The organism is Nocardioides sp. Z38_18 (genome assembly GCF_058215695.1).
The window spans coordinates 566,973-588,729 of the sequence record NZ_JBZAJE010000001.1 but is presented as its reverse complement, the minus strand read 5'-3'; the positions used below and the strand labels follow the sequence as shown (position 1 = coordinate 588,729).

Annotated in this window: 26 protein-coding genes; 19 read left to right on the top strand and 7 right to left on the bottom strand. The window is 71.3% G+C overall.

The features are described from left to right. Positions 1–19 precede the first annotated feature (19 nt). Positions 20–1,189 carry a saccharopine dehydrogenase family protein gene (locus AC4BGC_RS02900; protein ID WP_490554224.1) on the bottom strand — a complete coding sequence of 390 codons (1,170 nt, stop codon included), beginning with the start codon at positions 1,187–1,189 and terminating at the stop codon, positions 20–22. Positions 1,190–2,304: 1,115 nt separating this feature from the next. Here AC4BGC_RS02900 and AC4BGC_RS02895 point away from each other — a divergent pair. Together AC4BGC_RS02895 and AC4BGC_RS02890 are read left to right on the top strand one after the other, a co-directional pair. Next, a complete protein-coding gene (locus tag AC4BGC_RS02895) occupies positions 2,305–2,577 on the top strand; it encodes a DUF2277 domain-containing protein (protein WP_490546232.1) in 273 nt (90 codons plus the stop codon). Beyond that, on the top strand, positions 2,570–3,445 hold the full coding sequence (locus AC4BGC_RS02890; protein ID WP_490554222.1) for an NAD-dependent protein deacetylase: 876 nt from the start codon (positions 2,570–2,572) through the stop codon (positions 3,443–3,445). The genes AC4BGC_RS02895 and AC4BGC_RS02890 overlap by 8 nt, the downstream gene beginning before the upstream one ends. Here AC4BGC_RS02890 and AC4BGC_RS02885 read toward each other — a convergent pair. After that, the gene (locus AC4BGC_RS02885) at positions 3,383–4,069 is read right to left on the bottom strand and encodes an iron-dependent transcriptional repressor DtxR (protein WP_490546234.1); all 687 of its coding nucleotides are present in this window, start codon (positions 4,067–4,069) and stop codon (positions 3,383–3,385) included. The genes AC4BGC_RS02890 and AC4BGC_RS02885 overlap by 63 nt on opposite strands. Positions 4,070–4,247: 178 nt before the next feature. Between AC4BGC_RS02885 and AC4BGC_RS02880 the strand changes: the two genes are divergently transcribed. Next, a complete protein-coding gene (locus AC4BGC_RS02880) occupies positions 4,248–4,919 on the top strand; it encodes a LuxR C-terminal-related transcriptional regulator (RefSeq protein ID WP_490554221.1) in 672 nt (223 codons plus the stop codon). A 28-nt stretch (positions 4,920–4,947) separates the two neighbouring features. Here AC4BGC_RS02880 and csrA read toward each other — a convergent pair whose 3' ends face one another. The 5 genes from csrA to AC4BGC_RS02855 are packed head-to-tail and all read right to left on the bottom strand — an operon-like array spanning position 4,948 to position 8,459. Further along, positions 4,948–5,187, bottom strand: coding sequence for a carbon storage regulator CsrA (csrA, locus tag AC4BGC_RS02875; protein ID WP_490546236.1), 240 nt, complete (start codon positions 5,185–5,187; stop codon positions 4,948–4,950). 44 nt (positions 5,188–5,231) lie between these two features. Continuing rightward, complete coding sequence (gene fliW / locus AC4BGC_RS02870) at positions 5,232–5,699, bottom strand: flagellar assembly protein FliW (protein ID WP_490554220.1); 468 nt, start codon at positions 5,697–5,699, stop codon at positions 5,232–5,234. Next, positions 5,696–6,586 (bottom strand): flagellar hook-associated protein FlgL, encoded by an 891-nt coding sequence (gene flgL, locus AC4BGC_RS02865; RefSeq protein ID WP_490546238.1) that lies wholly within the window; start codon positions 6,584–6,586, stop codon positions 5,696–5,698. The genes fliW and flgL overlap by 4 nt, the downstream gene beginning before the upstream one ends. After that, on the bottom strand, positions 6,586–7,980 hold the full coding sequence (gene flgK, locus AC4BGC_RS02860) for a flagellar hook-associated protein FlgK (protein WP_490554218.1): 1,395 nt from the start codon (positions 7,978–7,980) through the stop codon (positions 6,586–6,588). Before flgK ends, flgL begins: the two co-directional genes overlap by 1 nt. Positions 7,981–7,982: 2 nt before the next feature. Continuing rightward, complete coding sequence (locus AC4BGC_RS02855; RefSeq protein WP_490546240.1) at positions 7,983–8,459, bottom strand: flagellar protein FlgN; 477 nt, start codon at positions 8,457–8,459, stop codon at positions 7,983–7,985. 290 nt (positions 8,460–8,749) lie between these two features. On the opposite strand from AC4BGC_RS02855, the gene AC4BGC_RS02850 reads away from it, so the two are divergent. The 16 genes from AC4BGC_RS02850 (at position 8,750) to AC4BGC_RS02775 (ending at position 21,709) form a co-directional block, all read left to right on the top strand. Then, positions 8,750–9,613, top strand: coding sequence for a sigma-70 family RNA polymerase sigma factor (locus tag AC4BGC_RS02850; protein ID WP_490546241.1), 864 nt, complete (start codon positions 8,750–8,752; stop codon positions 9,611–9,613). Between the two features lie 112 nt (positions 9,614–9,725). Continuing rightward, complete coding sequence (locus AC4BGC_RS02845; RefSeq protein WP_490546242.1) at positions 9,726–10,523, top strand: flagellin N-terminal helical domain-containing protein; 798 nt, start codon at positions 9,726–9,728, stop codon at positions 10,521–10,523. Positions 10,524–10,637: 114 nt separating this feature from the next. Beyond that, a complete protein-coding gene (gene fliD, locus AC4BGC_RS02840; RefSeq protein ID WP_490554216.1) occupies positions 10,638–11,960 on the top strand; it encodes a flagellar filament capping protein FliD in 1,323 nt (440 codons plus the stop codon). A gap of 20 nt (positions 11,961–11,980) precedes the next feature. Beyond that, the gene (fliS, locus tag AC4BGC_RS02835; RefSeq protein ID WP_490554215.1) at positions 11,981–12,367 is read left to right on the top strand and encodes a flagellar export chaperone FliS; all 387 of its coding nucleotides are present in this window, start codon (positions 11,981–11,983) and stop codon (positions 12,365–12,367) included. Further along, positions 12,364–12,699 carry a hypothetical protein gene (locus AC4BGC_RS02830; RefSeq protein WP_490546245.1) on the top strand — a complete coding sequence of 112 codons (336 nt, stop codon included), beginning with the start codon at positions 12,364–12,366 and terminating at the stop codon, positions 12,697–12,699. Before fliS ends, AC4BGC_RS02830 begins: the two co-directional genes overlap by 4 nt. A 149-nt stretch (positions 12,700–12,848) precedes the next feature. Then, positions 12,849–13,217 (top strand): flagellar basal body rod protein FlgB, encoded by a 369-nt coding sequence (flgB, locus tag AC4BGC_RS02825; RefSeq protein WP_490546246.1) that lies wholly within the window; start codon positions 12,849–12,851, stop codon positions 13,215–13,217. Further along, complete coding sequence (locus tag AC4BGC_RS02820; protein ID WP_490546247.1) at positions 13,217–13,609, top strand: flagellar basal body rod protein FlgC; 393 nt, start codon at positions 13,217–13,219, stop codon at positions 13,607–13,609. The genes flgB and AC4BGC_RS02820 overlap by 1 nt, the downstream gene beginning before the upstream one ends. Beyond that, complete coding sequence (gene fliE / locus AC4BGC_RS02815) at positions 13,609–13,938, top strand: flagellar hook-basal body complex protein FliE (protein ID WP_490554214.1); 330 nt, start codon at positions 13,609–13,611, stop codon at positions 13,936–13,938. The genes AC4BGC_RS02820 and fliE overlap by 1 nt, the downstream gene beginning before the upstream one ends. Continuing rightward, positions 13,938–15,527 (top strand): flagellar basal-body MS-ring/collar protein FliF, encoded by a 1,590-nt coding sequence (gene fliF / locus AC4BGC_RS02810; protein ID WP_490546249.1) that lies wholly within the window; start codon positions 13,938–13,940, stop codon positions 15,525–15,527. The genes fliE and fliF overlap by 1 nt, the downstream gene beginning before the upstream one ends. Further along, positions 15,527–16,540, top strand: coding sequence for a flagellar motor switch protein FliG (gene fliG / locus AC4BGC_RS02805; RefSeq protein WP_490546250.1), 1,014 nt, complete (start codon positions 15,527–15,529; stop codon positions 16,538–16,540). The genes fliF and fliG overlap by 1 nt, the downstream gene beginning before the upstream one ends. Continuing rightward, positions 16,524–17,210: a FliH/SctL family protein gene (locus tag AC4BGC_RS02800; protein WP_490554212.1), complete on the top strand. Its 687-nt coding sequence runs from the start codon at positions 16,524–16,526 to the stop codon at positions 17,208–17,210. Before fliG ends, AC4BGC_RS02800 begins: the two co-directional genes overlap by 17 nt. Further along, the gene (locus AC4BGC_RS02795) at positions 17,207–18,511 is read left to right on the top strand and encodes a FliI/YscN family ATPase (RefSeq protein ID WP_490546252.1); all 1,305 of its coding nucleotides are present in this window, start codon (positions 17,207–17,209) and stop codon (positions 18,509–18,511) included. Before AC4BGC_RS02800 ends, AC4BGC_RS02795 begins: the two co-directional genes overlap by 4 nt. Then, positions 18,508–18,954 carry a flagellar export protein FliJ gene (locus AC4BGC_RS02790; RefSeq protein WP_490554210.1) on the top strand — a complete coding sequence of 149 codons (447 nt, stop codon included), beginning with the start codon at positions 18,508–18,510 and terminating at the stop codon, positions 18,952–18,954. Before AC4BGC_RS02795 ends, AC4BGC_RS02790 begins: the two co-directional genes overlap by 4 nt. Next, positions 18,951–19,910 carry a transglycosylase SLT domain-containing protein gene (locus tag AC4BGC_RS02785; protein WP_490554209.1) on the top strand — a complete coding sequence of 320 codons (960 nt, stop codon included), beginning with the start codon at positions 18,951–18,953 and terminating at the stop codon, positions 19,908–19,910. Before AC4BGC_RS02790 ends, AC4BGC_RS02785 begins: the two co-directional genes overlap by 4 nt. Then, entirely contained in the window at positions 19,907–21,190 is a 1,284-nt protein-coding gene (locus AC4BGC_RS02780) for a flagellar hook-length control protein FliK (protein ID WP_490554207.1), read from the top strand. Before AC4BGC_RS02785 ends, AC4BGC_RS02780 begins: the two co-directional genes overlap by 4 nt. Positions 21,191–21,199: 9 nt before the next feature. Further along, positions 21,200–21,709, top strand: coding sequence for a flagellar hook capping FlgD N-terminal domain-containing protein (locus tag AC4BGC_RS02775; protein WP_490554206.1), 510 nt, complete (start codon positions 21,200–21,202; stop codon positions 21,707–21,709). Positions 21,710–21,757: the final 48 nt, after the last annotated feature.

Genomic DNA, 21,757 nt, shown 5'->3' with positions numbered 1-21,757 from the left:
GCTGAGGTCTGAGGTTCGGCTAGCCGACGACCTCGAACCTCATGCCGGCCTTCTGCAGGCGGGAGAGCAGGTTCTCGGCCATCGCGGTCGCGGTGGTCACCTGCCCGGCCGTCGTGGGGTTGTCGTCGAGGACCAGGCACATCGCGGACTCCGCGAGCATCTTCGCGGTCTCGGTGTAGCCGGGGTCGCCGCCCGAGACGCGGGTGTGCACCGACTTGCCGGCACTCGTCCCGACGAAGTCCACGGTGAACCACGACTTCTCCCGGCGCTTCACCGAGGGTCCCTCGCCCTGCTGGAACTTGCCCTGGAGGAGGTTGCGCACCGGCTTGACCTGCGCGGCGAGGGCGAGCGCAGAGACCGCCGCGACACCGCCCACGGCGTACGGCAGGGTCTTGAGACCGGCGTAGTGGCTGTAGCGGAAGTCGGGACCGTAGCTGGCCAGGGCCGCACCCGAGCGGGCCACCACGAACGGGTCGATCGTCGGCAGCGGCAACAGCCACAGGCCGAGCTCGCGGTCCCGGCCCGGCTTGCCGGAGACCGCACGCGACTTGCGACCCTCCGGCCGGCCCTCCTTCTTGCGACGGGCGACCATCGCCTCGCGCATCTGCTTGGCCCGGCTGATCTGGCCCAGCGCCGAGGCGAGGGTGCCGCCGGAGAACTGCGCGCCGGCACGTACGGCGCCCCGCAGCGTGATCGGGTCGCTGGAGCCGAGCTGCTGGACGGTGAACCATGCGCCGAGGTCGTGCGGGATCGAGTCGAACCCGCAGGCGTGCACGATCCGCGCCCCGGAGGCGACCGCGGCGTCGTGGTGCGCGAGGTACATCCGGTCCACGAACTCCGGCTCCCCGGTGAGGTCGACGTAGTCGGTGCCGGCGGCGGCGCACGCAGCGACCAGCGGCTCGCCGTACTCCAGGTAGGGACCGACCGTGGTGACCACGACGCGCGTGGACTCGGCGAGCGTGCGGAGCGAGGCCGCGTCGGTGCTGTCCGCCTGCAGCAGCGGGAGCTCGGTCAGCGCCGGGTCGATCTTGGCGAGCCGGGCCCGCACCACCTCGAGCTTGGACTGGTTGCGTCCGGCGAGCGCCCACCGCAGCCCGGCTGGGGCGTGCTCGGCGAGGTAGGCGGCGGTGAGCTCACCGGTGAAGCCGGTGGCCCCGAGGACGACGATGTCGTGTGCGCGATCAGGCACGGTCACTCCTGGGTCGGTTACGAGCTGGTCCCCCATCCTCACCCATCCGGACGCCCCGCCGCCCCCACGGTCCGCGATGCGGTGCCCCAGCCGCCCCAGGGGGGTCGAGCAACGAGCGGTAGAACTCCCGGGCGTACGGCACCGAGTTCCCGCACTCGGACGTACGACGGGCACGACCACAAGGTGGTCGAGCAGCGAACGCAGTGAGCGGACAGCCGAGACCACTCAGGTGAGCCCGCAGGCAGACCCACGCGGGCGGGTTTCCAGCCGCACGCCGGGGCGCGCCCGAAAGGTGGTCGAGCAGCGAACGCAGTGAGCGGACAGCCGAGACCACGTGAGGCGAGCCGAGAGCCAGACGTACGACGGCAACGAGTTCCCGCACTCGCACGTACGACGGGTACGACCACAAGGTGGTCGAGCAGCGAACGCAGCCTTGCGTCGAGCAGCGAGCGGACAGTCGAGACCACCATGGGGGTCGCGCCCTACGGCGTACCCCCGCCCTCGGCGTACGTCTGGCTCTTGGCTCACCTGACGTGGTCTCGACTATCCGCTCGCTTCGCTCGCTGCTCGACCACCTAGTGGTCGCGTGCACCGGCGTACGTCTACGAGCACGGAGCATCTGCCGTCGTACGTCTGGCTCTTGGCTCACCTGACGTGGTCTCGACTATCCGCTCGCTTCGCTCGCTGCTCGACCACCTTGTGGTCGCGTGCCTCGGCGTACGTCTGCGAGCACGGAGCATCTGCCGTCGTACGTCCGGCTCTCGGCTCGCCTCACGTGGTCTCGACTGGCCGCTCGCTTCGCTCGCTGCTCGACCACCTAGTGGTCGCGCGCACCGGCGTACGTCTGCGAGCACGGAGCATCTGCCGTCGTACGTCTGGCTCTCGGCTCACCTGACGTGGTCTCGACTAGCCGCTCGCTTCGCTCGCTGCTCGACCACCTTGGGGTTGCGCGCCCCGGCGTACGTCTGCGAGCACGGAGCATCTGCCGTCGTACGTCTGGCTCTCGGCTCACCCGGTGGGGTCTCGACTGTCCGCTCGCTGACGCTCGCTGCTCGACCACCGGGGGCGCTGCGGAACTGCTCGACCGGTCGGGAGGGGGCGCCTAGACTCGAATCATGTGCCGCAACATCCGCACCCTGCACAACTTCGAGCCGCCGGCGACGCGGGACGAGGTGCACGCTGCTGCGGTGCAGTACGTCCGGAAGATCAGTGGGTCCACCAAGCCGTCGCAGGCCAACCAGCATGCGTTCGACCACGCTGTCGCGGAGGTCGAGGCGGCGACGCGGCGGCTGCTGGAGAGCCTGAGCACCAGTGCGCCGCCGAAGAACCGCGAGGAGGAGGCGGCCAAGGCCCGCGCTCGGGCCGAGGTGCGCTACGCGCGTGGCTGATCCGGTCGGCACGCTGCTCGGCGGGCGCGTCGTCGTGCTCACCGGCGCCGGTCTCTCCACCGACTCGGGCATCCCCGACTACCGGGGCCCGGGGGCGCCGGTGCGGATGCCGATGACCTACCAGGAGTTCGTCGCCACCCCGGACAACCAGCGCCGCTACTGGGCCCGCGCCCACGTCGGCTGGTCCCGGATGGGCGAGGCCGAGCCCAACGAGGGCCACCACGCGCTGGCCCGGCTCGAGGCCGCCGGACGCGTGTCCTTCCTGATCACCCAGAACGTCGACGGCCTCCACGAACGCGCCGGCAGCCAGCAGATGGTCGCCCTACACGGCCGGATCAGCGAGGTCGTCTGCCTGGACTGCCGCGGCCGCACGCACCGTACGGCGATGCAGCGACTGCTGAGCGAGGCCAACCCCGGCTGGCTGCAGCGGCACTCAGAAGTCCTGTCCCGACCGGACGGAGACGTCGAGCTCGACGACACGCACGCGTTCGTCGTCCCCGGCTGCTCGGGCTGCGGCGGCCGGCTCAAGCCCCACGTGGTCTTCTTCGGCGAGAACGTGCCCAAGGACCGGGTCCAGCGCTGCTACACCGCGCTCGAGTCGGCCGATGCCCTGCTGGTCGCGGGCTCGTCGCTGACGGTGATGTCCGGCCTCCGCTTCGTGCGGTACGCCGCCAAGGCCGGCGTTCCCGTCGTGATCGTGAACCGTGGCCCGACCCGCGGGGACCCGCTGGCCACCGTGAAGATCGAGGCCGGCTGCAGCGAGTGGCTCACCGCCTGGTCGCTCAGTGCCGGCGACGCAGAGCCCTCAGGAGGGCGTCACGAAGATGTGCTCGGCCGCCTCGGTCACGATCTCGGTCGTCTCGCCTGAGCTGCCCAGCAGCACGCCCTCGGGGGTGGAGACAGCGGCGATCACGGCGCCCGGGATCGCACCCGCACGGCGCAGGGCGCCCATCAGCACCTCGTCCTTCTGCATCTCCTCGCTGATCCGGCGTACCCGCACCCGCCGCGACTCCGGGCCGACCACGGAGCTCAACGGTTCGACCCCGTCGCGGAAGTGCTCGCCCTCGCCGCTCTGGCCCAGCTCGGCCAGCCCGGGGATCGGATTGCCGTAGGGCGACTCCGTGGGGTGGTCGAGCAGCTCGAGCAGGCGGCGCTCGACGGTCTCGCTCATCACGTGCTCCCAGCGGCACGCCTCCTCGTGGACCAGCTCCCAGTCCAGGCCGATCACGTCGGTCAGCAGGCGCTCCGCGAGGCGGTGCTTGCGCATCACCCGGGTGGCGAGGCCGTTGCCCTTCTCGGTCAGCTGGAGGTGCCGGTCACCCTCGACGGTCAAGAGGCCGTCGCGCTCCATCCGGGCGACCGTCTGGCTCACCGTGGGCCCGCTCTGGTGCAGCCGCTCGGCGATCCGGGCGCGCAGGGGCACGATGCCCTCCTCGACGAGCTCGTAGATCGTGCGGAGGTACATCTCGGTGGTGTCGATCAGATCGCTCACCCACTCATTCTGGCACTGTTCGCATGACGAGCGGGTGCCCACCTCGCTGCCGCGGACGCCGGGCGGCGCGAGCGCGACCCGGGCCCGGCGCTCTCAGCACGTGGACGCCAGGCGCGCCCCGAGGCGCCAATTCCCGCGTTTTGTTCCGCGCCGTCCCCCTTTGCGGATACAACGGAGCGTGCACTCATCGGGGCCCCATCGAGTCTTCCTCCTCGACGAGAACGAGATCTTCCGCCTCGGGGTCCGGTCGGTGCTCTCCGACAGCGAGGCCCTGCACGTCGTCGGCGAGACCGGGAGCCCGGAGCAGGCGATCTCCCTGGTGGCGGCCGCCCGCCCGCACGTGGCCGTGGTGGGCATCCGGGAGGACGGGGTGTCCCTGCTCGAGCGGCTGCCCGAGCTCAAGGAGCGGCACCCGCCGATGCGCGTGCTGGTGCTGAGCCGCGCCGACAAGGACGAGCTGCTGGACGCAGCCCTGCGGGGAGGTGCCGACGGGTACCTGTTCACGAACCTCCACGCCGAGCAGCTCACGGCGGCGGTGTGCGCCATCGCCGAGGGCCGCACCCTGATCGACCCGGCCGTCGCCGTACGCCTGGCGACCCGCCGGCAGCGCGCGCCGGAGGCCTCAGACGCGGCGGACGCGTTGCAGCTGCTCACGCCCCAGGAGCACAAGATCCTGGCCCTGATCGGCGAGGGGCTGACCAACCAGCAGATCGCCGACCGGCTCTACCTGGTCGAGAAGACCGTGCGCAACCACGTCACCCGGCTGCTCGCCAAGCTCGGGGTGCAGCGCCGTACGCAGGCCGCCCTGCTGGCGGCACGGCTCGGCGTGGGTCCGCACACGGGCAGCTGAGCGGCACCGGCCCTGCGCAGAAAGCGGGTCAGAGACCGCGCTGGCGGCGGATCGCCTCGCTGAGCGACTCCACCGTCTCGTCGCTGGGTGAGGCGGCGTCCTGGTTGGTGCTCTCCAACTGCGCCAGCAGCTCCGCGCGGTGCACCGCCACCGACCGTGGGGCGGCGATCCCCACGCGCACCACGTCGCCGCGCACCTCGAGGACGGTGACGACGACATCGTCTCCGATGGCGACGCTCTCACCTACGCGACGGCTCACAACCAGCATGCGCCCACGCTACCTGCCGAAGGACTCCACGGCAGGCACGTGGCTCAAGCGGCGCTCAGCGGCGTGGTCAGCGAGAGGCCGGGATCGTCGAGGACGACCTGCTGGGCCCGCCTGGTCGAGGTGTTCACCAGCAGGGGTGCCGCGAGGTTGGCGGTCGAGTCGGACAGCGAGGCGCCGGCGTTGACCACCACCAGCACGAGGACGTCCTCCGGGCCGGCGATGCCGAGCTCACGGACCGTGTCCTCGTCGACCTCGGGCACGTAGTCGGGGAAGAAGGCCGCCGGCGGCATCACCAGGAAGCGCAGCTCGGGCTCCTCGATCGAGCGGAGGGCGCAGAGCAGCCCGTCGTCGTCGAGCTGCACCAGCGCAAAGCGGCGCAGGGCGGGGAAGCCCGGCATCGGCTGCACGAGCTCGATCAGCGGTACGTCGGACATGTGACTCCCTGGTGAGTGGGCGGTCCTGTCGAGGTCGGTGACCTCGTCAGTGACCGGGGGCGCGTAGTCGATGGTCATCGCAAGAAGTCCAGGAGGCTCGGCTGCATCACGCGGGCCGTGGCCGCGAGGGCAGCCTGGTAGGCGGTCTCCTGCAGCTGCAGCTCCACCATGACCTTGGGAAGGTCGGCGTTCTCGACCTCGGAGAGCGAGCTCCTCAGGCGCAGCTCGAGGTCCGCGGAGGTCTGGGTGGCGGCATCGACCTGCTTGGCGCGCGTGCCGACCCCGGCGTGGGCCGTGTTCAACCGGTCGAGGTCGGCGTTGAGGTTGGTGATGCCTGCCTGGATGCCGGCCTGGTCGCCGTCCCGCAGCGCGGTCGAGAGCGCGGTGAGGTGGTCGAAGACGTTGTCGCCGGCCGGGCCGAACACGGCGTCGGCATCGGTGTCGACCCGGACCTGCACCCCGTCGGCGATGGTCCGGTTGACGGCCCCGGGCGTGCCCACGAAGGTGCCGGAGGCGTCGTACGCCTTGTCGCCGGCGGTGATGCCACCGAAGACCGGGCGACCGAGGTAGGTGGTGTTGGCCGCGGCCAGCAGGTTCTTGCGCAGCTCGTCGACCGTCGTGGCGAGGGCATCGCGGGCGGACTGGCCCACGGCGCCCGCGTTGGCGCCCTGGAGCGCGAGGTTGCGCGCCTCCCGGGTCTGGTCGGTCACCGAGGTCATCGTGTGGTCGATGGTCCCCAGCCAGGCGGCGCCGTCCTGGGCGTTGCGCTGGTACTGGCGGGCCGCCGCGAGGTCGTCGCGCAGCCGCATCGCCGTGGTGGTCCCGCTCGGCGAGTCCGAGGGCCGGTTCAGCACGCGGCCGGTGGACAGCTGCTCCTGGAGCCGGCCCATCCGGGACATGTTGGCCTGCAGCGACTCCAGCGAGTTGCGGGTCAGCATGCTCTGGGTGACGCGAGTGATGGCCATCAGCGCAGCAACCCGGTCCGGTTGATCAAGGTGTCGAGCACGGAGTCGACCGTGGTCATCACCCGGGCGGCCGCCTCGTAGGCCCGCTGGGCCGCGATCATGTTCACCATCTCCTCATCGAGGTCGACGCCGGCAAGCTGCTCCCGTGCGCTGTCGACCTGGCCGGTCAGGACCTGCTGGTTGGCGGCACGCCGCCGCGTCTCGATCACCTCGGTGCCGAGCCCGTTGACGAGCCGCTGGTAAGCCCCCTCCACCCCGGGTGCGGTGGCGAGCAGGTCGGCGTTCCCGGTGTCGGTGCCGCCCCCGGGGACCGAGGAGGCGGCCACGAGCCGGGGGTCGGTGAGGCTCACCGCGAGGGTGCCGAGGACGTCGGCCGGGTCGTAGGAGAACACCGCGAGGCCCGGGTCGCCGGCAGCGTCGTACCCCGCCTGGTGGCGGGTGTTGATGCCGTCGGCCAGGTCCTTGGCCACGGCGGAGAGCCCGGTCAGGTAGCCGGGCAGGGTGGTGGTGAGCAGGTCGGTGAGGCCGCCGAGCTCGCCGCCGATCCCGGCCGGGACCGCCGTGGTGCCGGACGCGTCCACGACGGCGAAGGAGACCGGGGCACCGTCGCTGTCCCCCGTCGGCGTGACTCCGCCGGCGACGGTGAGGCTGCCTGCCCGGCTGCCGGTCACGAGGGGTACGCCGTTGACCGTCACGTCCGCGCCGCCGTCGGCCCGCACGGTGGCCTTGGCGCCGGTGAGCTCCGCGAGCCGCATCGTGAGCTGGTCGCGCTTGTCGAGCAGCACGCCCACGTCGGAGCCGTTCATGGTGCCGGCCGCGATCGCCCGGTTGGTGTCGGCGAGGCCCCGAGCCACGGTGTTGGCCTCGCCCACGTCGCCGAGCAGGCGGACCCGCTGGTCCCCGGCCTCGGTCTCGACGTGGCGCGCCTGGACCCGGATGGCGTCGAGGACGTTGCGTGCGCTGGAGAGGACCTGTGCCCGGGCGGACTCGCTGGTCGGGCTCTTGGCGAGCTCGGACCAGGCGTCGCGCAGCTCGGCCAGCGAGGCGGCGATCCCCGCGTCGCCGGGCTCGCCGAGGCCGTCCTCGATCCGCTCGAGGCTGGCCGTGCGGACGTCGAGGTAGGCCTGGTTCCCGTGCTCACGGCGACCGCGCACGTTGAGCAGCTCGTCGGTCATCCGGGTCACCCCGGAGACCTGCACGCCGTCGCCGGCACCGTCGTAGCGCGACCACATGGCCGGCTGGGTCGGCCCTCCGATGGCAGCCGCCTCCACGCGGCGCCGGGCGTATCCCTCGGTGGAGACGTTGGCGATGTTGCCGCCCGCGACGTCCATGGCGACGCGGTTGTACCGCAGCGCCGACAGGGCCGTGTTGAGGGAGGAGAAGCCGCCGGACACCGCTACAGGCTCCTGTCGACCAGTCGCGGGACGGTCTCGGTCATCACGGCCGCTCCGTCGGGCGAGTAGCCCTGGGCGACGCGCTCGAGGCTCAGCAGCGCCTCGCGCGCGGAGCGCAGGCCGGTGGTGAGCAGGTCGCGGTTGGTCTCGGCCATCGCCGTGATCTCGCGGCTGACCTTCTCGAAGGAGTCCTTGTGGTCGAGCAGGATGGAGCGCCACGGCTCGTCGACCGCCTCCGCGAGGGCGCGCAGGCTCGGGTTGCTGGACAACCCGATCGAGTCGGCGGCCTCGTCGGCCGCGACCGCCCGCAGGATCTCGGTCTCCCGCAGCATCTCCAGCACCAGGGCGACCTCCTTGGCGGCCCGGGACAGCCAGCGCGTACGACCGCTCGCGAGCACCAGCTGCTCCATCTCGAGCTTGAACAGCAACGAGTCGAGGAGCTCACGCTCGCGCCACAGGATCTGCGACAGCTTGTCCACTGGTCCTCTTCTCCTCGTCCGGGTGCGCACGTCCCCAGGTCGGCCCCAGGACGGCGATGTCCCTCTCATCGGCGGCGAGCGGCCCGGTGTGAGCAGAACGAGCAAGAAATTCGGGCGCGATCGGCACGAGCTGGTCTACAAGGTGGACCTGTTTCGCTGGCCGCCGCGGAACCCCGAGTAGTCCCACCTAGCTATGCCTACTAGGGACATACGTCCCGAATCTCGCGACTCGCCCGATTTATCCCAAGAAACCCACCAGAAGGGACATAGAGCGCAAGAAGGTACGTCTCGTGACCAACGCACTCCAGTCCCCCGCCGTCTCGTCGGCCGACGAGATGATCACCGCGCATCTGCCCCTCGTCGCCCACGTGGTGCGCGAGACCATGGGCCGGGTGCCGGGCCACGTCAACCGCGACGACCTCACCTCCGCCGGCATGATGGCGCTGGTCCAGGCCCAGCGTGCGTACGACGCCAGCCGGGGCGTTCCCTTCGCCAGCTACGCCACCACCCGGATCCGCGGCGCCGTGCTCGACGAGCTGCGCAGCGTCGACTGGGCCTCCCGCTCGGTACGCCGCCGGGCCCGCACCCTCGACGAGACCCGTACCCACCTCGCCACGTCCCTGGGCCGGATGCCGAGCGCCCAGGAGGTCGCCGCCGCCGTCGGCCTGACCGCCGACGAGATCGCCCGCAACCAGGACGACATCGCGCGGGCCCAGGTCCTCTCGATCCAGGGCTCCGAGCAGTCCGACCTCGAGCACCTGCTGCCCACGGCCGGCGAGACCCCCGAGCAGGTCGTGGAGAACCGCGAACAGCTCACCTACATGGTCGAGGCCGTCGCCGAGCTGCCGGAGCGGCTGCGCACCGTGGTGGAGCAGTACTTCCTCGTCGAGCGCCCGATGGCCGAGATCGCCGCCGAGCTCGGGGTGAGCGAGTCCCGCGTCTCCCAGATCCGCGCCGAGGCGCTCGTCCTGCTCCGCGGGGCGATGGAACGCGCCCTCGCGCCCGAGCAGGTCGCCGAGACCGGCCGGGCGACGGGCTGCGCAGCTCGCCGCCGCGAGAGCTACTACTCCGCGGTCGCCGCCCGGCACGCCGCCGGCGGCAGCCTCGCGATCGGGGCCCACGCACACCCGGTCTCGCTCGACGAGACCGCGTGAGAAAACTTCTGTAAAAACATCTCAGGAGGTCGGCGGCCACGCCGATGAGACAGCCACGGAACCCAAGGACGGGGACCGGCACCACGACTCAACATCCAGGAAGGAAACCATCATGAGTCTTCGCATCAACCAGAACATCGACGCCTTCAACAGCTACCGCAACCTGTCGGTGACGCAGGGCCAGATGTCCAAGTCGCTGGAGAAGCTGTCCAGCGGATTCCGCATCAACCGCGCTGCCGACGACGCCGCCGGCCTCGCGATCTCCGAGGGCCTGCGCTCGCAGGTCGGCGGGCTCAAGGTGGGCGTGCGGAACGCCCAGGACGGTATCTCCGTCGCGCAGACCGCTGAAGGTGCCCTCACCGAGGTCCACTCGATGCTGCAGCGGATGAACGACCTGTCCGTCCAGTACGCGAACGGCACGCAGAACACCGAGTCGCAGGCCGCCCTCTCGGCGGAGTTCGACGCACTCAGCACCGAGATCGGCCGGATCAAGGACAACACCAAGTTCAACGGGGTGGAGCTCTTCTCCGGCGGCGCGCTGGCGTTCCAGGTCGGCTACGACAGCGGGGACACGATCGAGATCTCCGCCACCGCCCTGGCCGACTTCTCGACGGCCACCGCGATGGCTGCGATCGACATCACCGACAGCAACACGCTGAAGGCGGCCGTCACCGAGGTCTCCACACAGCGTGCCGCCCTGGGTGCTGTGCAGAACCGGTTCGAGCACACGATCAACAACGTGAACGTTGCGATCGAGAACCTGTCCGCCTCGGAGAGCCGGATCCGCGACACCGACATGGCCTCGGAGATGGTGAACTTCACCCGCTCCCAGATCCTGTCGCAGGCCGGCACCGCGATGCTCGCTCAGGCCAACCAGGCCCCGCAGAGCGTGCTCAGCCTGCTCCGCTGATCGACCACCGTCTGATCAGCACAGGCAGTACCAGCAGCTCCGGCGAGGGGGCGAGACCCCCTCGCCGGAGCTGTTCCACCTAAAAGCAACGACCAGCCAGGGAGGGGACGTCAGATGGCCACCGCATCGATCAGCGGACTCTCGAGCGGGCTCGACACCGCCACGATCATCGACCAGCTGATGCAGCTGGAGTCCGCCCCCCAGACCCGGCTCCGGACCACCCTGACGGCGGAGCAGAGCAAGGTCGCCCAGCTCCAGTCGATCAACACCAAGGCCGCCGCCCTGATGACGCAGGCCAAGGACCTGGCCGCCGGCACCGGGTGGAACGCCCTCACCGCCACCTCCTCGAGCACCGGCGTGGCCGTGAGCACCACCGGGGGCACGGCGGTCGGCAGCTTCGCCTTCACCGTCGACGCGACGGCCGCAGCCCACCGGCTGACCTTCGCGACCACGTCCGCCGCGAGCACCACGGTCGTCTCCGGTGGCACCACCGTCCAGCTCACCTCCGGTGGAGTCACCCAGAGCCTCGAGACCGGCGACGGCACCCTGGACGGCCTGGTCAACGCCCTCAACGGCTCCGGCACCGGCGTCACCGCCGCCAAGGTCAAGCTCGACGACGGCAGCTTCCGCCTGGTCGTCAGCGCCAGCAGGACCGGCGCCGCCGCAGGCTTCACCCTGACCAACGCCGACGGCTCGGACCTGCTCGGCGGGGCGAGCGTCACCGCCGGCCGCGACGCCGCCATCACCATGGGCGCCGACACGATCCACTCCCCCACCAACACCTTCACCGGAGTCGTCCCGGGCGTGGACCTCACCGTCTCCAGCGCCGCCGTCGGCACCTCCGTCGAGGTGTCCGTGGCGCGGGACAGCAACAAGGTCAAGGACAACGTCAAGTCGCTGGTCGACGGGGTGAACGCGATCCTGACCCAGATCGACTCGCTGACGGCGTACAACCCCACGAGCAAGACCACCGCGCCGCTCGCCGGCGACACCGGTCTGCGGGAGCTGCGGACCCAGCTGCTCAACTCGGTCTACCCCGGCGACGGGACCTCGATGGCCGAGATCGGCCTGCAGACCGACCGCTACGGCAAGCTCGTCCTCGACGCCACCAAGTTCGCCACGGCGTACGCCGCTGACCCCGCACGGGTCGCCGGCGCGTTCACCAGTGACTCCGGTGACGGGTTCGCGGCCCGGATCGCGACCATCGCGGAGAAGGCGAGCGACAAGTACACCGGCACCATCACGACCGCGATCACCGGCCGCAACTCCGCGATCGGGCGGCTCAACGACAGCATCGACAACTGGGACACCCGCCTGGAGCTGCGGCGCACCACCCTGACCCGTCAGTTCACCGCCCTGGAGACGGCGCTGAGCCAGATGACCAGCCAGTCCAGCTGGCTCGCGGGACAGATCAGCTCCATGACCGGATCATCGTAGAAGCCAAGGAGGGCACGAAGATGATGATGATGACCAACGCACGCGCCGCATACATGGATGCATCGGTGGCGACGGCAGACCCCAGCAGGCTCCTGCTGATGCTCTGCGACCGGCTGGTGCTCGACGTGCAGCGCGCGCACACCGCCCAGGTCGCACAGAACCACCAGGCCGCCCACGACCAGCTCCTGCACGCGCAGGCGATCGTCAGCGAGCTGCGCACCAGCCTCGACCCTGCCGGGTTCAAGGGCGGCGTCGAGCTAGCGGCGCTCTACGACTACCTCTACCAGCAGCTCGTCGTGGCCAACATCCGCCGCGACGCCGAGGTGACCGCGCAGTGCGAGCAGATCGTCGTCCAGGTCGCGGAGACCTGGCGCCAGGCAGCGCTCTCGCTGGCCAGGACGGCGTGAGCACGATGAGCGCGATGGCACGCGACGAGCGCCACGACGTGGCCCTGGAGTGGGAGGTCGAGCTCGACCGCCTCGACCTCGAGGTGATCAGGGTCGAGCGGCTGCTCAAGGCGATGAAGCCGATGGAGCACCCGGACTGGGTCGCGCCGTCCCCCTCCGGCCCGATGCCGCCGCACCTGCTCCCGCGAGCGATGGAGATCCACCGCCGGCAGACGGCGATGCTGGAGCGCGTGCTCCGCGCGATGCGGAGCACCACGCTGCACCGCACCTACGTGGAGACCCTCGCGGACCCGAACGACGCGGCGCCGCGCTACGTCAACGTGACCGGCTGAGTGGCAAATCCGCGATATTAGGGACATTTGGCCCCAATATCGGATTTTCTCCTTAACCCCGGCCTAGTCCGGCCGAAAGAACCAGCGAGCACGGATTGCTCGCCACTGCCGAAGGACCGGCGCCCCATCGCCATCTCCGGAGGCATGTCGTGTCCTTGGCCGTATCCGACGCTGTGAGCCGTGTGCTCGGAGTCGCCCTCGAGGGCGTCACCCTGCGCCAGAAGGTGACCGCCGACAACATCTCCAACGTCGACACCCCCGGGTTCCGGGCGACCAGCGTCGACTTCGAGACCTCCCTGCGACAGGCGGTCGAGGGCGGCAAGATCACCGCGAGCTCCAGCGGTGGCGTGAGCGTCGAGACGAACCCGACCGACACCCCCGTGGGCGCCAACGGCAACAACGTGGACCTGCGCAAGGAGACCCTCGCCGCGGTCCAGACGCAGTACCAGTACCAGATGCTCTCCCGCGCCGTGAACGACCGGTTCACCCGCATCCGCGACTCCCTCGGCGGCATGTGATGGGCGCCTTCGACGTGCTGCGGATCGCCAGCTCCAGCCTGGGCATGCACCAGACCTGGCTGGACACGCTCGCCAACAACATCGCCAACGTGAACACGGTCAAGCCGACCAGTGAGGACGCCTTCACGGCGCAGTCCGTGATCGCCGAGGCCCGCCAGGGCGGCGGCGTCCAGGTGGGCGGCATCGTCGAGGGTGACCCGGCCGGTCGCCTGGAGTACGCCCCGGACCACCCGCTGGCCGACGAGCAGGGCTACGTGCGGACACCCGAGGTCGACATGGCCAGCCAGATGAGCCAGCTGGTGATGGCCCAGCGCGGCTTCCAGGCCTCGGTCCAGGTCACCAAGGACGCCCAGGAGACCTACCAGTCCGCCCTGTCGATCGGACGTGCCTGATGAGTGTCTCCGGGATCGAGTCCATCGGGTTCACCCCGCTCGCCACCCCCACCCTCGACGCCGGCAGCGGCGTCAAGGGAGCTGCCGCCAGCAGCTCCGTCAAGGGTTCCGGCGAGTTCGGGGAGCTGGTGCTCGACGGCATCGACCGGCTGGAGTCGGTCCAGGCCACCAGTGACCAGCTGGCCGTCAAGGCCGCGACCGGTGACCTCCAGGCGATCCACAACTACACGATCGCCGCCACCGAGGCTGCGGTGACCACGCAGCTGACGGTCGCTGTGCGCAACAAGGCCCTCGAGGCGTTCAACGAGATCATGCGGATGCCGGTGTGATGAAGGATCGAGTGCTGCAGAAGTTCTCCGGGTACCAGCAGACCTTCTCCGGCTTCACCGCCGCGCAGAAGGTGGTCGCCCTCCTCGGGACCGGGGCCCTGCTCCTTGCCGCGGTGATGGTGTTCCGCTGGGTCTCCCAGCCCGACTACGCCCCGCTGTTCAGCAACCTCTCCTCCGAGGACGCCTCGGCCGTGATCGAGCAGCTCGACGCCCAGGGCATCGACTACGAGCTCGGCAACGGCGGCAACAGCGTGCTGGTGCCCCGCAACGACGTCTACAAGACGCGCATCCAGCTCAGCGGCGAGGGCCTGCCGAGCGGGTCCAAGGGCGGCTACTCGCTGCTCGACGAGCAGGACCTCTCCACCTCGCAGTTCAAGGAGCAGACCGACTTCAAGCGGGCCATGGAGGGCGAGCTCTCCAAGACGATCGAGGCGATGGACAGCGTCCAGTCGGCCGTCGTCCACCTCGCCATCCCGGCCAAGCAGGTCTTCGCCGACAAGCAGGACCCGCCGACCGCGTCGGTCCTCGTCGGCACCCGCCCGGGCTCCACGCTGAGCAACGAGCAGGTCCAGTCGGTCGTGCACCTGGTGGCCGCGAGCATCGACGGCATGGACGCGGAGAAGGTCACCGTCGCCGACTCCACCGGCAAGCTGCTCTCGACGAACGGATCGGTCGGAGGCGCCGCGGCGAGCACGCGCAGCCAGTACGTCACCGACTTCCAGAACGAGATCAACGCCCGCGTCCAGGCGATGCTGGACCGCGTGCTCGGCCCGGGCAACTCCAACGTCCAGGCCACCGCGGACCTCAACTTCGACAAGACCGTCACCGAGTCCCGCAAGTACGCGCCCGCCGACCCCGAGGGCCTGGAGCTCTCCTCCACGACCAACACCGAGGACTACACCGGACCGGCCGGCTCCGCCGCCGCCGCCGGCGTGGTCGGCCCGGACGGCCAGATGGACACCTCCGCGGGCGGAGACGGCTCCGGCTCGAGCTACGCCAAGAAGTCCGAGACCAAGGACAACGCGATCAACAGCACCACCGAGCGCCGCGAGGCCGCCCCCGGTGCGGTCGACTCCCTGCACATCGGCGTCGCCCTCGACCAGGAGGCCGCGGCGAGCAACGACCCCGAGGAGATCCAGCAGATGATCGCCTCGGCGCTGGGCATCGATCCCAAGCGCGGCGACACGGTGCGCGTCTCGGTCCTGCCCTTCGACCGCAGCGCCGAGGAGGCTGCCGCCAAGGCCGTCAAGGCCGAGGCGGCCGCCGCCGAGAAGGCCGGCCGGATGGAGCTGCTTCGCAACGTGTCCATGGGCGTCATGGTGCTGCTCGCGCTCCTCGCCGCCTGGATCACCGGGCGCCGCCGCAGCAAGAAGCGGCAGGAGGCAACGACGTACGTCGTCGAGCAGCTGCGCAACGACGCCGCCCGCCGCGACGAGGGCCGTGCCCTGGAGAGCCCGGCGAGCGCACTGCTGAGCCTCGAGGGTGCGTCCTCGCCCGAGGACGACATGCGCGCGGAGCTGATCGCCCTCGTTGAGAGTCAGCCCGAGGACGTCGCGGCCCTGCTACGCGGATGGCTGGTGGAGCGCTGATGACGCCGTCGGTTGCCACCATCGGGGTCCGCAAGGCCGCGATCGTGCTGATCCAGCTCGGCCGCGAGCGCGCGGCCCTGGTGCTGAGCAAGCTCAGCGAGGCCGAGGTCGAGGCGGTCAGCGCCGAGATCGCCCGCCTGGACTCGATCACCCCCGAGGAGAACTCGGCGGTGATGGGCGAGTTCCACGACCTGATGACCGCCCGGTCGCACATCGCCCAGGGCGGCCTGGAGTACGCCAAGCACCTGCTCGAGCAGTCCCTCGGTCCCGAGCGCGCCTCCGAGATCATGGACCGGCTCAACGCCGCGGCCGTGCAGCTGCCGTTCCAGTTCCTGCGGCGGGTGGACCCGGCCCAGCTGCGCTCCTTCATCGTCGACGAGCACCCGCAGGTGATCGCCCTGGTGCTGGCGCACATGTCCGCGGAGAAGGCCTCGCTGCTGCTCTCCGGGCTGCCCTCGGACCAGCAGGCCGAGATCGCGCACCGCATCGCGGTGATGGACCGCACCTCCCCCGAGATGATCAAGGCCGTCGAGAGCACCCTGGAGCGCAAGCTCTCCTCGATGCTCCAGCCGTCCGACGTGTCGCGCGTGGGTGGCGTGGACCCGCTGGTCAACATCATCAACCGCTCCGACCGGTCGACCGAGCGCCAGATCGTCGAGGGGCTCGAGGCCCTCGACGCCGCTCTGGCCGAGGAGGTCCGGAGCCGGATGTTCATGTTCGAGGACATCGTCCAGCTCGACGACCGCTCGGTGCAGCTGGTGATGCGCACGATCGACACCGGCAGCCTGGCGCTCGCCCTGAAGGGTGTCTCCGAGACGGTGCGCAGCAAGATCACCACGAACCTCTCCCAGCGTGCCGCCGCCGACCTGATCGACGAGATCGAGATCCTCGGCGCGGTCCGGCTCACCCAGGTCGAGGAGGCCCAGCAGGGCATCATCCGCTCGATCCGCGAGCTCGAGGAGCAGGGCCAGATCATGCTGCGCCGCGGGAACGACGATGACTTCGTCGTCTGAGCCGCGCGTGCTGCGCGCCGGCCAGGCCGGATCGGCGTACGCCCCGAGCACGCCGGACCTCCGTGCCGGCACCTGGACCCGGCTGGGGTCCAACAGCACCTTCGGCGACCTGGTCACCGAGGACACCCTGTCCGGCCTGGCCGAGCGCACCCGCTCGACCGCGGAGGCACAGGGGTACGCCGTCGGCTGGACCAAGGGCGTCCGCGAGGCCCGGGCCGCCGAGCAGGCCGCCCGCAGCGAGCAGGAGGAGCAGCTCCGTCTCGACTCCGAGCGCCGCGAGGCCGAGCACGCCAACGCCCTCGCCGCCCTGCGCGCCGCCGCCACCAAGCTGGAGCAGGCCCGGGCCGAGCTGGTGCACCGCCTCGAGGAGCAGTCCGCCGCCCTCGCCGTCGCGGTGACCACCGAGGTGCTGGGCCAGCGGGCCGCGGAGCAGACCCCCGTCGAGGTCGTACGCCGCGCGCTGGACGTCCTCCCCGAGGGCGCCCTGGCCACCGTGAGACTGAGCCCTGCCGTGGCCTACCACGTGCTCGACGCCGAGCTGCCCGCCGGCGTGACGATCGCGGTCGACGCGACCCTCGCGCAGGCCGACGCCCTGGTCGAGCTGCACGACCACGTCCTCGACCTGCGCATCGACCGCGCGGTCGCCCGGGTGCGGGAGGCGCTGCGATGAGCCTGCTCGCCACCTCGATGCTCGACCTCGCCAGGGACGCGGCCCGCCCCGCACGCCTGGGCCGGGTCTCCGAGCTGCTCGGGCTGCAGCTGCGGGTCACCGGCCTCGACGCCGCGGTCGGCGACCTGCTCTCGGTCGAGGGCGCCTCCCCCGTGCTCGCCGAGGTCGTCGCCAGCGGGCCGTCGGGCCTGGTGTGCCTGCCGCTGGGCTCAACCTCGGGCCTGAGCATCGGGGCGCCCGTGCACCCTGCCGGCGGACCGCTGCGGATCGGTGTCGGCGACGCTCTCCGGGGACGGGTGCTCGACGGCCTCGGACGCCCGATCGACGGCGGACCCTCGCTCGACTCCCTGCCTCGCGTCACGGTGGAGCACGCTGCTCCCGGCGCCCTGGCCCGCCCGCGCATCGACCACCAGGTCGGGCTCGGGGTCCGTGCCCTGGACGCGCTCGTCTCCTGCGGCCGCGGCCAGCGTCTGGGCATCATGGCCGGCTCCGGCGTCGGCAAGTCCAGCCTGCTCTCGATGGTGGCCCGCGGCACCGACGCCGAGGTGTCGGTGATCGCCCTGGTCGGTGAGCGCGGCCGTGAGGTGCGGGAGTTCATCGAGAACGACCTCGGGCCCGAGGGCCTCGCCCGGTCGGTGGTCGTGGTGGCCACCTCGGACGCTCCTCCGGTCGAGCGGCTGCGCTGCGCCTTCGTGGCGACCCGCATCGCCGAGTTCTTCCGCGACAGCGGCTCGCACGTCGTACTGATGATGGACAGCCTGACCCGGGTCGCGATGGCGCAGCGCGAGATCGGCCTCTCGGCGGGCGAGCCCCCGGCCACGCGCGGCTACCCGCCCAGCGTGTTCACCCTGCTGCCGCGGCTCCTCGAGCGCGCGGGCACCAGCCCCGAGGGCAGCATCACCGGGCTCTACACCGTCCTGGTCGAGGGCGACGACCTCCAGGATCCGATCGGCGACAGCGCCCGCTCGATCCTCGACGGCCACGTGGTGCTCTCGCGGCGGCTCGCCACCTCGGGGCACTTCCCGTCCATCGACGTGCTCGAGTCGATCTCGCGGGTCACCGGCGCGGTGACCACCCGCGAGCAGCAGGAGGACGCCCGTCGGCTGCGCCGGCTGCTCGCCGCCCACCGGGAGGTGCGCGACCTCGTCGAGATCGGCGCCTACGTCAACGGCGCGGACCCGAACGCCGACCAGGCGCTGGAGCTGATGCCCCGCATCGAGGCGTTCCTGCAGCAGTCGATGGACGACCCGACCGACTGCGCCACCACGTGGGAGCGACTGCACGGGCTGGTGAACCGATGACCGCACGCGACGTGCACTCCCTCGACGCCGTGGCCCGGGTGCGCCGGGTGCGCGAGCGCGACAGCCTGGCCGGCCTCCAGATCGCCCTGCGCGAGGTGGAGACCTCCCGCATCGAGCTGGCCTCCGTCGAGTCGCGGCTCGCCGGCCTCGCCGGCGAGCACGCCTCCTCCCCGCTGGAGTTCGTGGCGCTGCGCCAGACCATGCTGGCCCTGGGCCAGGCGGTCGCGACCGCCCGCACCCGGCTCGAGTCGGCGGGCGGCCTCGCCGCGTCCGCACAGTCCCACTGGCAGCACGACCACACCCGCCTGCGCACGATCGAGATGCTCCAGGAGCGACGCCTGGACGAGGCCCGCGCCGAGGCCCTTCGTGCCGATGCGAAGGTCCAGGACGAGGTCGCCACCCAGCTGTGGCGGCGTACCCGTGCGCTCGGGGAGGCATCGTGAGCGTCGGCGACGTCACCTCCCGGATCCAGCAGCTGCAGTCCCAGCTGGCGCTGCTCAGCCCGGTCCGCACGTCCTCGGTGGACGCGGCCAACGGGACCGCGTTCGCGCAGGCGCTCGGCACCGCAGGCACCGGCACCGGCGCGGTCACCGGCAACGACATCGTCAACGAGGCCAAGGAGTTCCTCGGCCTCCCCTACGTCTGGGGCGGCAACTCCAAGGAGCGGGGCGTCGACTGCTCCGGCCTGGTCCAGCAGGTCTACCAGAAGTTCGGCTTCGACCTCCCCCGTCTCTCCGCGGACCAGGCCCGCCAGGGGCGGCCCGTGGCCAGCCTCGCCGAGGCCAAGCCCGGCGACCTCCTCGCGTGGGACAACTCCAGCCGCAACAACGGCGCCGACCACATCGCGATCTACGTCGGCAACGGCAAGATGATCGAGGCACCCCGCACGGGACTCGACATCCGCATCGTCGACGTGCCGAAGACGCCCGACATGATCCGCCGGATCCTGCCCGACTCGGCCGTCTCGGGAGTCGCTCCCGTGGCCGCCGCCGGCGTCGCGGGTGGCGGCACCGTCTCCGGCGTGCCGTACGCCGACCTGTTCAACCAGGCAGGCGCGAGGTACGGCGTCAGTCCCGCCCTGCTCTCCGCGGTGGCCAAGCAGGAGTCCGGCTACCGCCCCGACGCCGTCAGCCCTGCCGGGGCGCGCGGCCTGATGCAGCTGATGCCCGGCACCGCGAAGGGCCTCGGCGTCACCGACTCGATGGACCCGGCCCAGGCCGTCGACGGAGCCGCCCGGATGCTCCGCGACCTGCAGAACCGCTTCGGCAGCACCGAGCTCGCGCTCGCGGGCTACAACGCCGGCCCCGGTGCGGTGATGAAGTACGACGGGATCCCGCCGTACGCCGAGACGCAGAACTACGTACGCAACATCATGACGATGTTGGGGAGGACCGCATGACCCAGATAGCAGTCGAGTCCTCGGTCTCCGCCCTCCCGGCAGGGGTCCTCGGGAACCCGCCGGCCGTGGGGATCGGCGCCGCGGAGGCCTTCTCCGTGGCCATCCGGCTCGCGCTCGGGGTGCTCACGGCTCCGGCGACCACCGGGACCGCTCCCGGCGAGCAGGAGGGCGCCCAGGAAGGTGGTCAGGAGGGTGCGCAGGAAGCACCCGCCGATCTCCTGGCCGACCTCCTGGCCGGCTTGCGGCCAGGTCTCCAGGCCGGCGCCGCCGCGCTCTTCCCGGCCCCTCTCGGTGGCAGCCCTTCCGGGGACGCCACCGAGACCACCGACCCCGAGGCCGACGCCACTGCCGGTCCCGCTGTCGATGCTGGTGCCGTGCTCGGCCTCGCGTTGGCGCTGGACGGACTGCTCACGGTGCCGGTGCCCCCGGCACCGGAGGCCATCGCCCTGTCGGGCGACGCGGGCACGGGCAACGGCGTCAGTGCCGACCTGGTGGTCCCGCCGGCCGACGGCCCGTCCGCGGACGCCCCGGCCGCCGCCACCCAGGCAGCGGACAACCGGTCCGGCACCCAGACCACCGGCACCCAGACCACCGACAACCAGACCACCGACACCCAGACCACCGACACCCAGCCCGTCGACGTACAGCCCGGCGACCACCAGGCCGAGGCCGCCCCCGCGCCCGCCGGCCCCACGGGCAGCCAGGCCGTGGCCGGACCGGCGCAGGTCGCACCGGCGCCGGACCTGCCCACGACACCTGTCTCGCGCGCGGTGGCCGGCCAGGTCGTCCCCGAGGTGACCAAGCTGTTCAGCAACGGCGAGGGCGTCCACCGCGTGACCCTGGAGCTGAACCCGCGCGCGCTCGGCGAGGTCCGCGTCGTGCTGACGGTGCGCGACGGCGACGTGCACGTGCGGCTCGCCGCCGGCAGCGAGGCCCGGGAGGCGCTCGCGCTCTCCGCCCGCGACCTGACCCGCGCGCTCGAGCTGATCGGCGTCAAGGACCACAAGCTCACCCTCGCCGAGCTCCCGGGGGTGGCCTCCTCGAGCGGCACCCAGTCCGGGTCGCTCGCCGACACCCCGGAGAACCGGGACCAGCAGGCGGCCTTCACCGGTCGCTTCGACACCCAGCAACACCACGGATCGCGTCACTCACGGATGGGCGACGACAGCCATGCCACGGACGGCACCGACCACGACCACGGCTCCCGCTCCCGCGGGGACCGTTCGATCCACGAGGTCAGCCACGTCCCCAGCCGGGGCGGGGTCGACCTCCGGATGTGAGGAGGACGCATGTCCATCGGAGCCACCGAGCCGCTGACCTACACCGGCATCCTCGGCACCGGACCGACGACCGGTGCCGCCACCGGACCCACCACGACGACCAGCACCTCGGCCGACAAGGACATGTTCTTGCAGCTGCTGGTCGCCCAGATGAAGTACCAGGACCCGATGAACCCCACCGACTCCAGCCAGTTCCTGGCGCAGTCGGCGCAGTTCACCGCCCTGGAGAAGATGCAGGACGTCGCCGACCAGACCGCTCAGCTCGTCGCCAGCCAGATGGCCTTCGGTGCCAGCGGGCTCGTCGGGCGCAGCGTCTCCTGGACCTCGGCTGACGGGGCCCTCCAGAACGGCACCGTCAACGGGGTCACCTTCGGCAGCGACGGGCCCGTGCTCGACGTCGCCGGCAACCAGGTGCCCCTGGCCCAGGTCCAGTCCGTGACCTCGGGTACGCCGTCGACCGCCATCAGCAGAACCGATGGCAGCAACACCGACGGCACCGAGAGCCCCATCACCGCGTAGCACCGCCGGCCCAGGGGCCGGTGCACCCATCCATCGAGAGGAACCCAT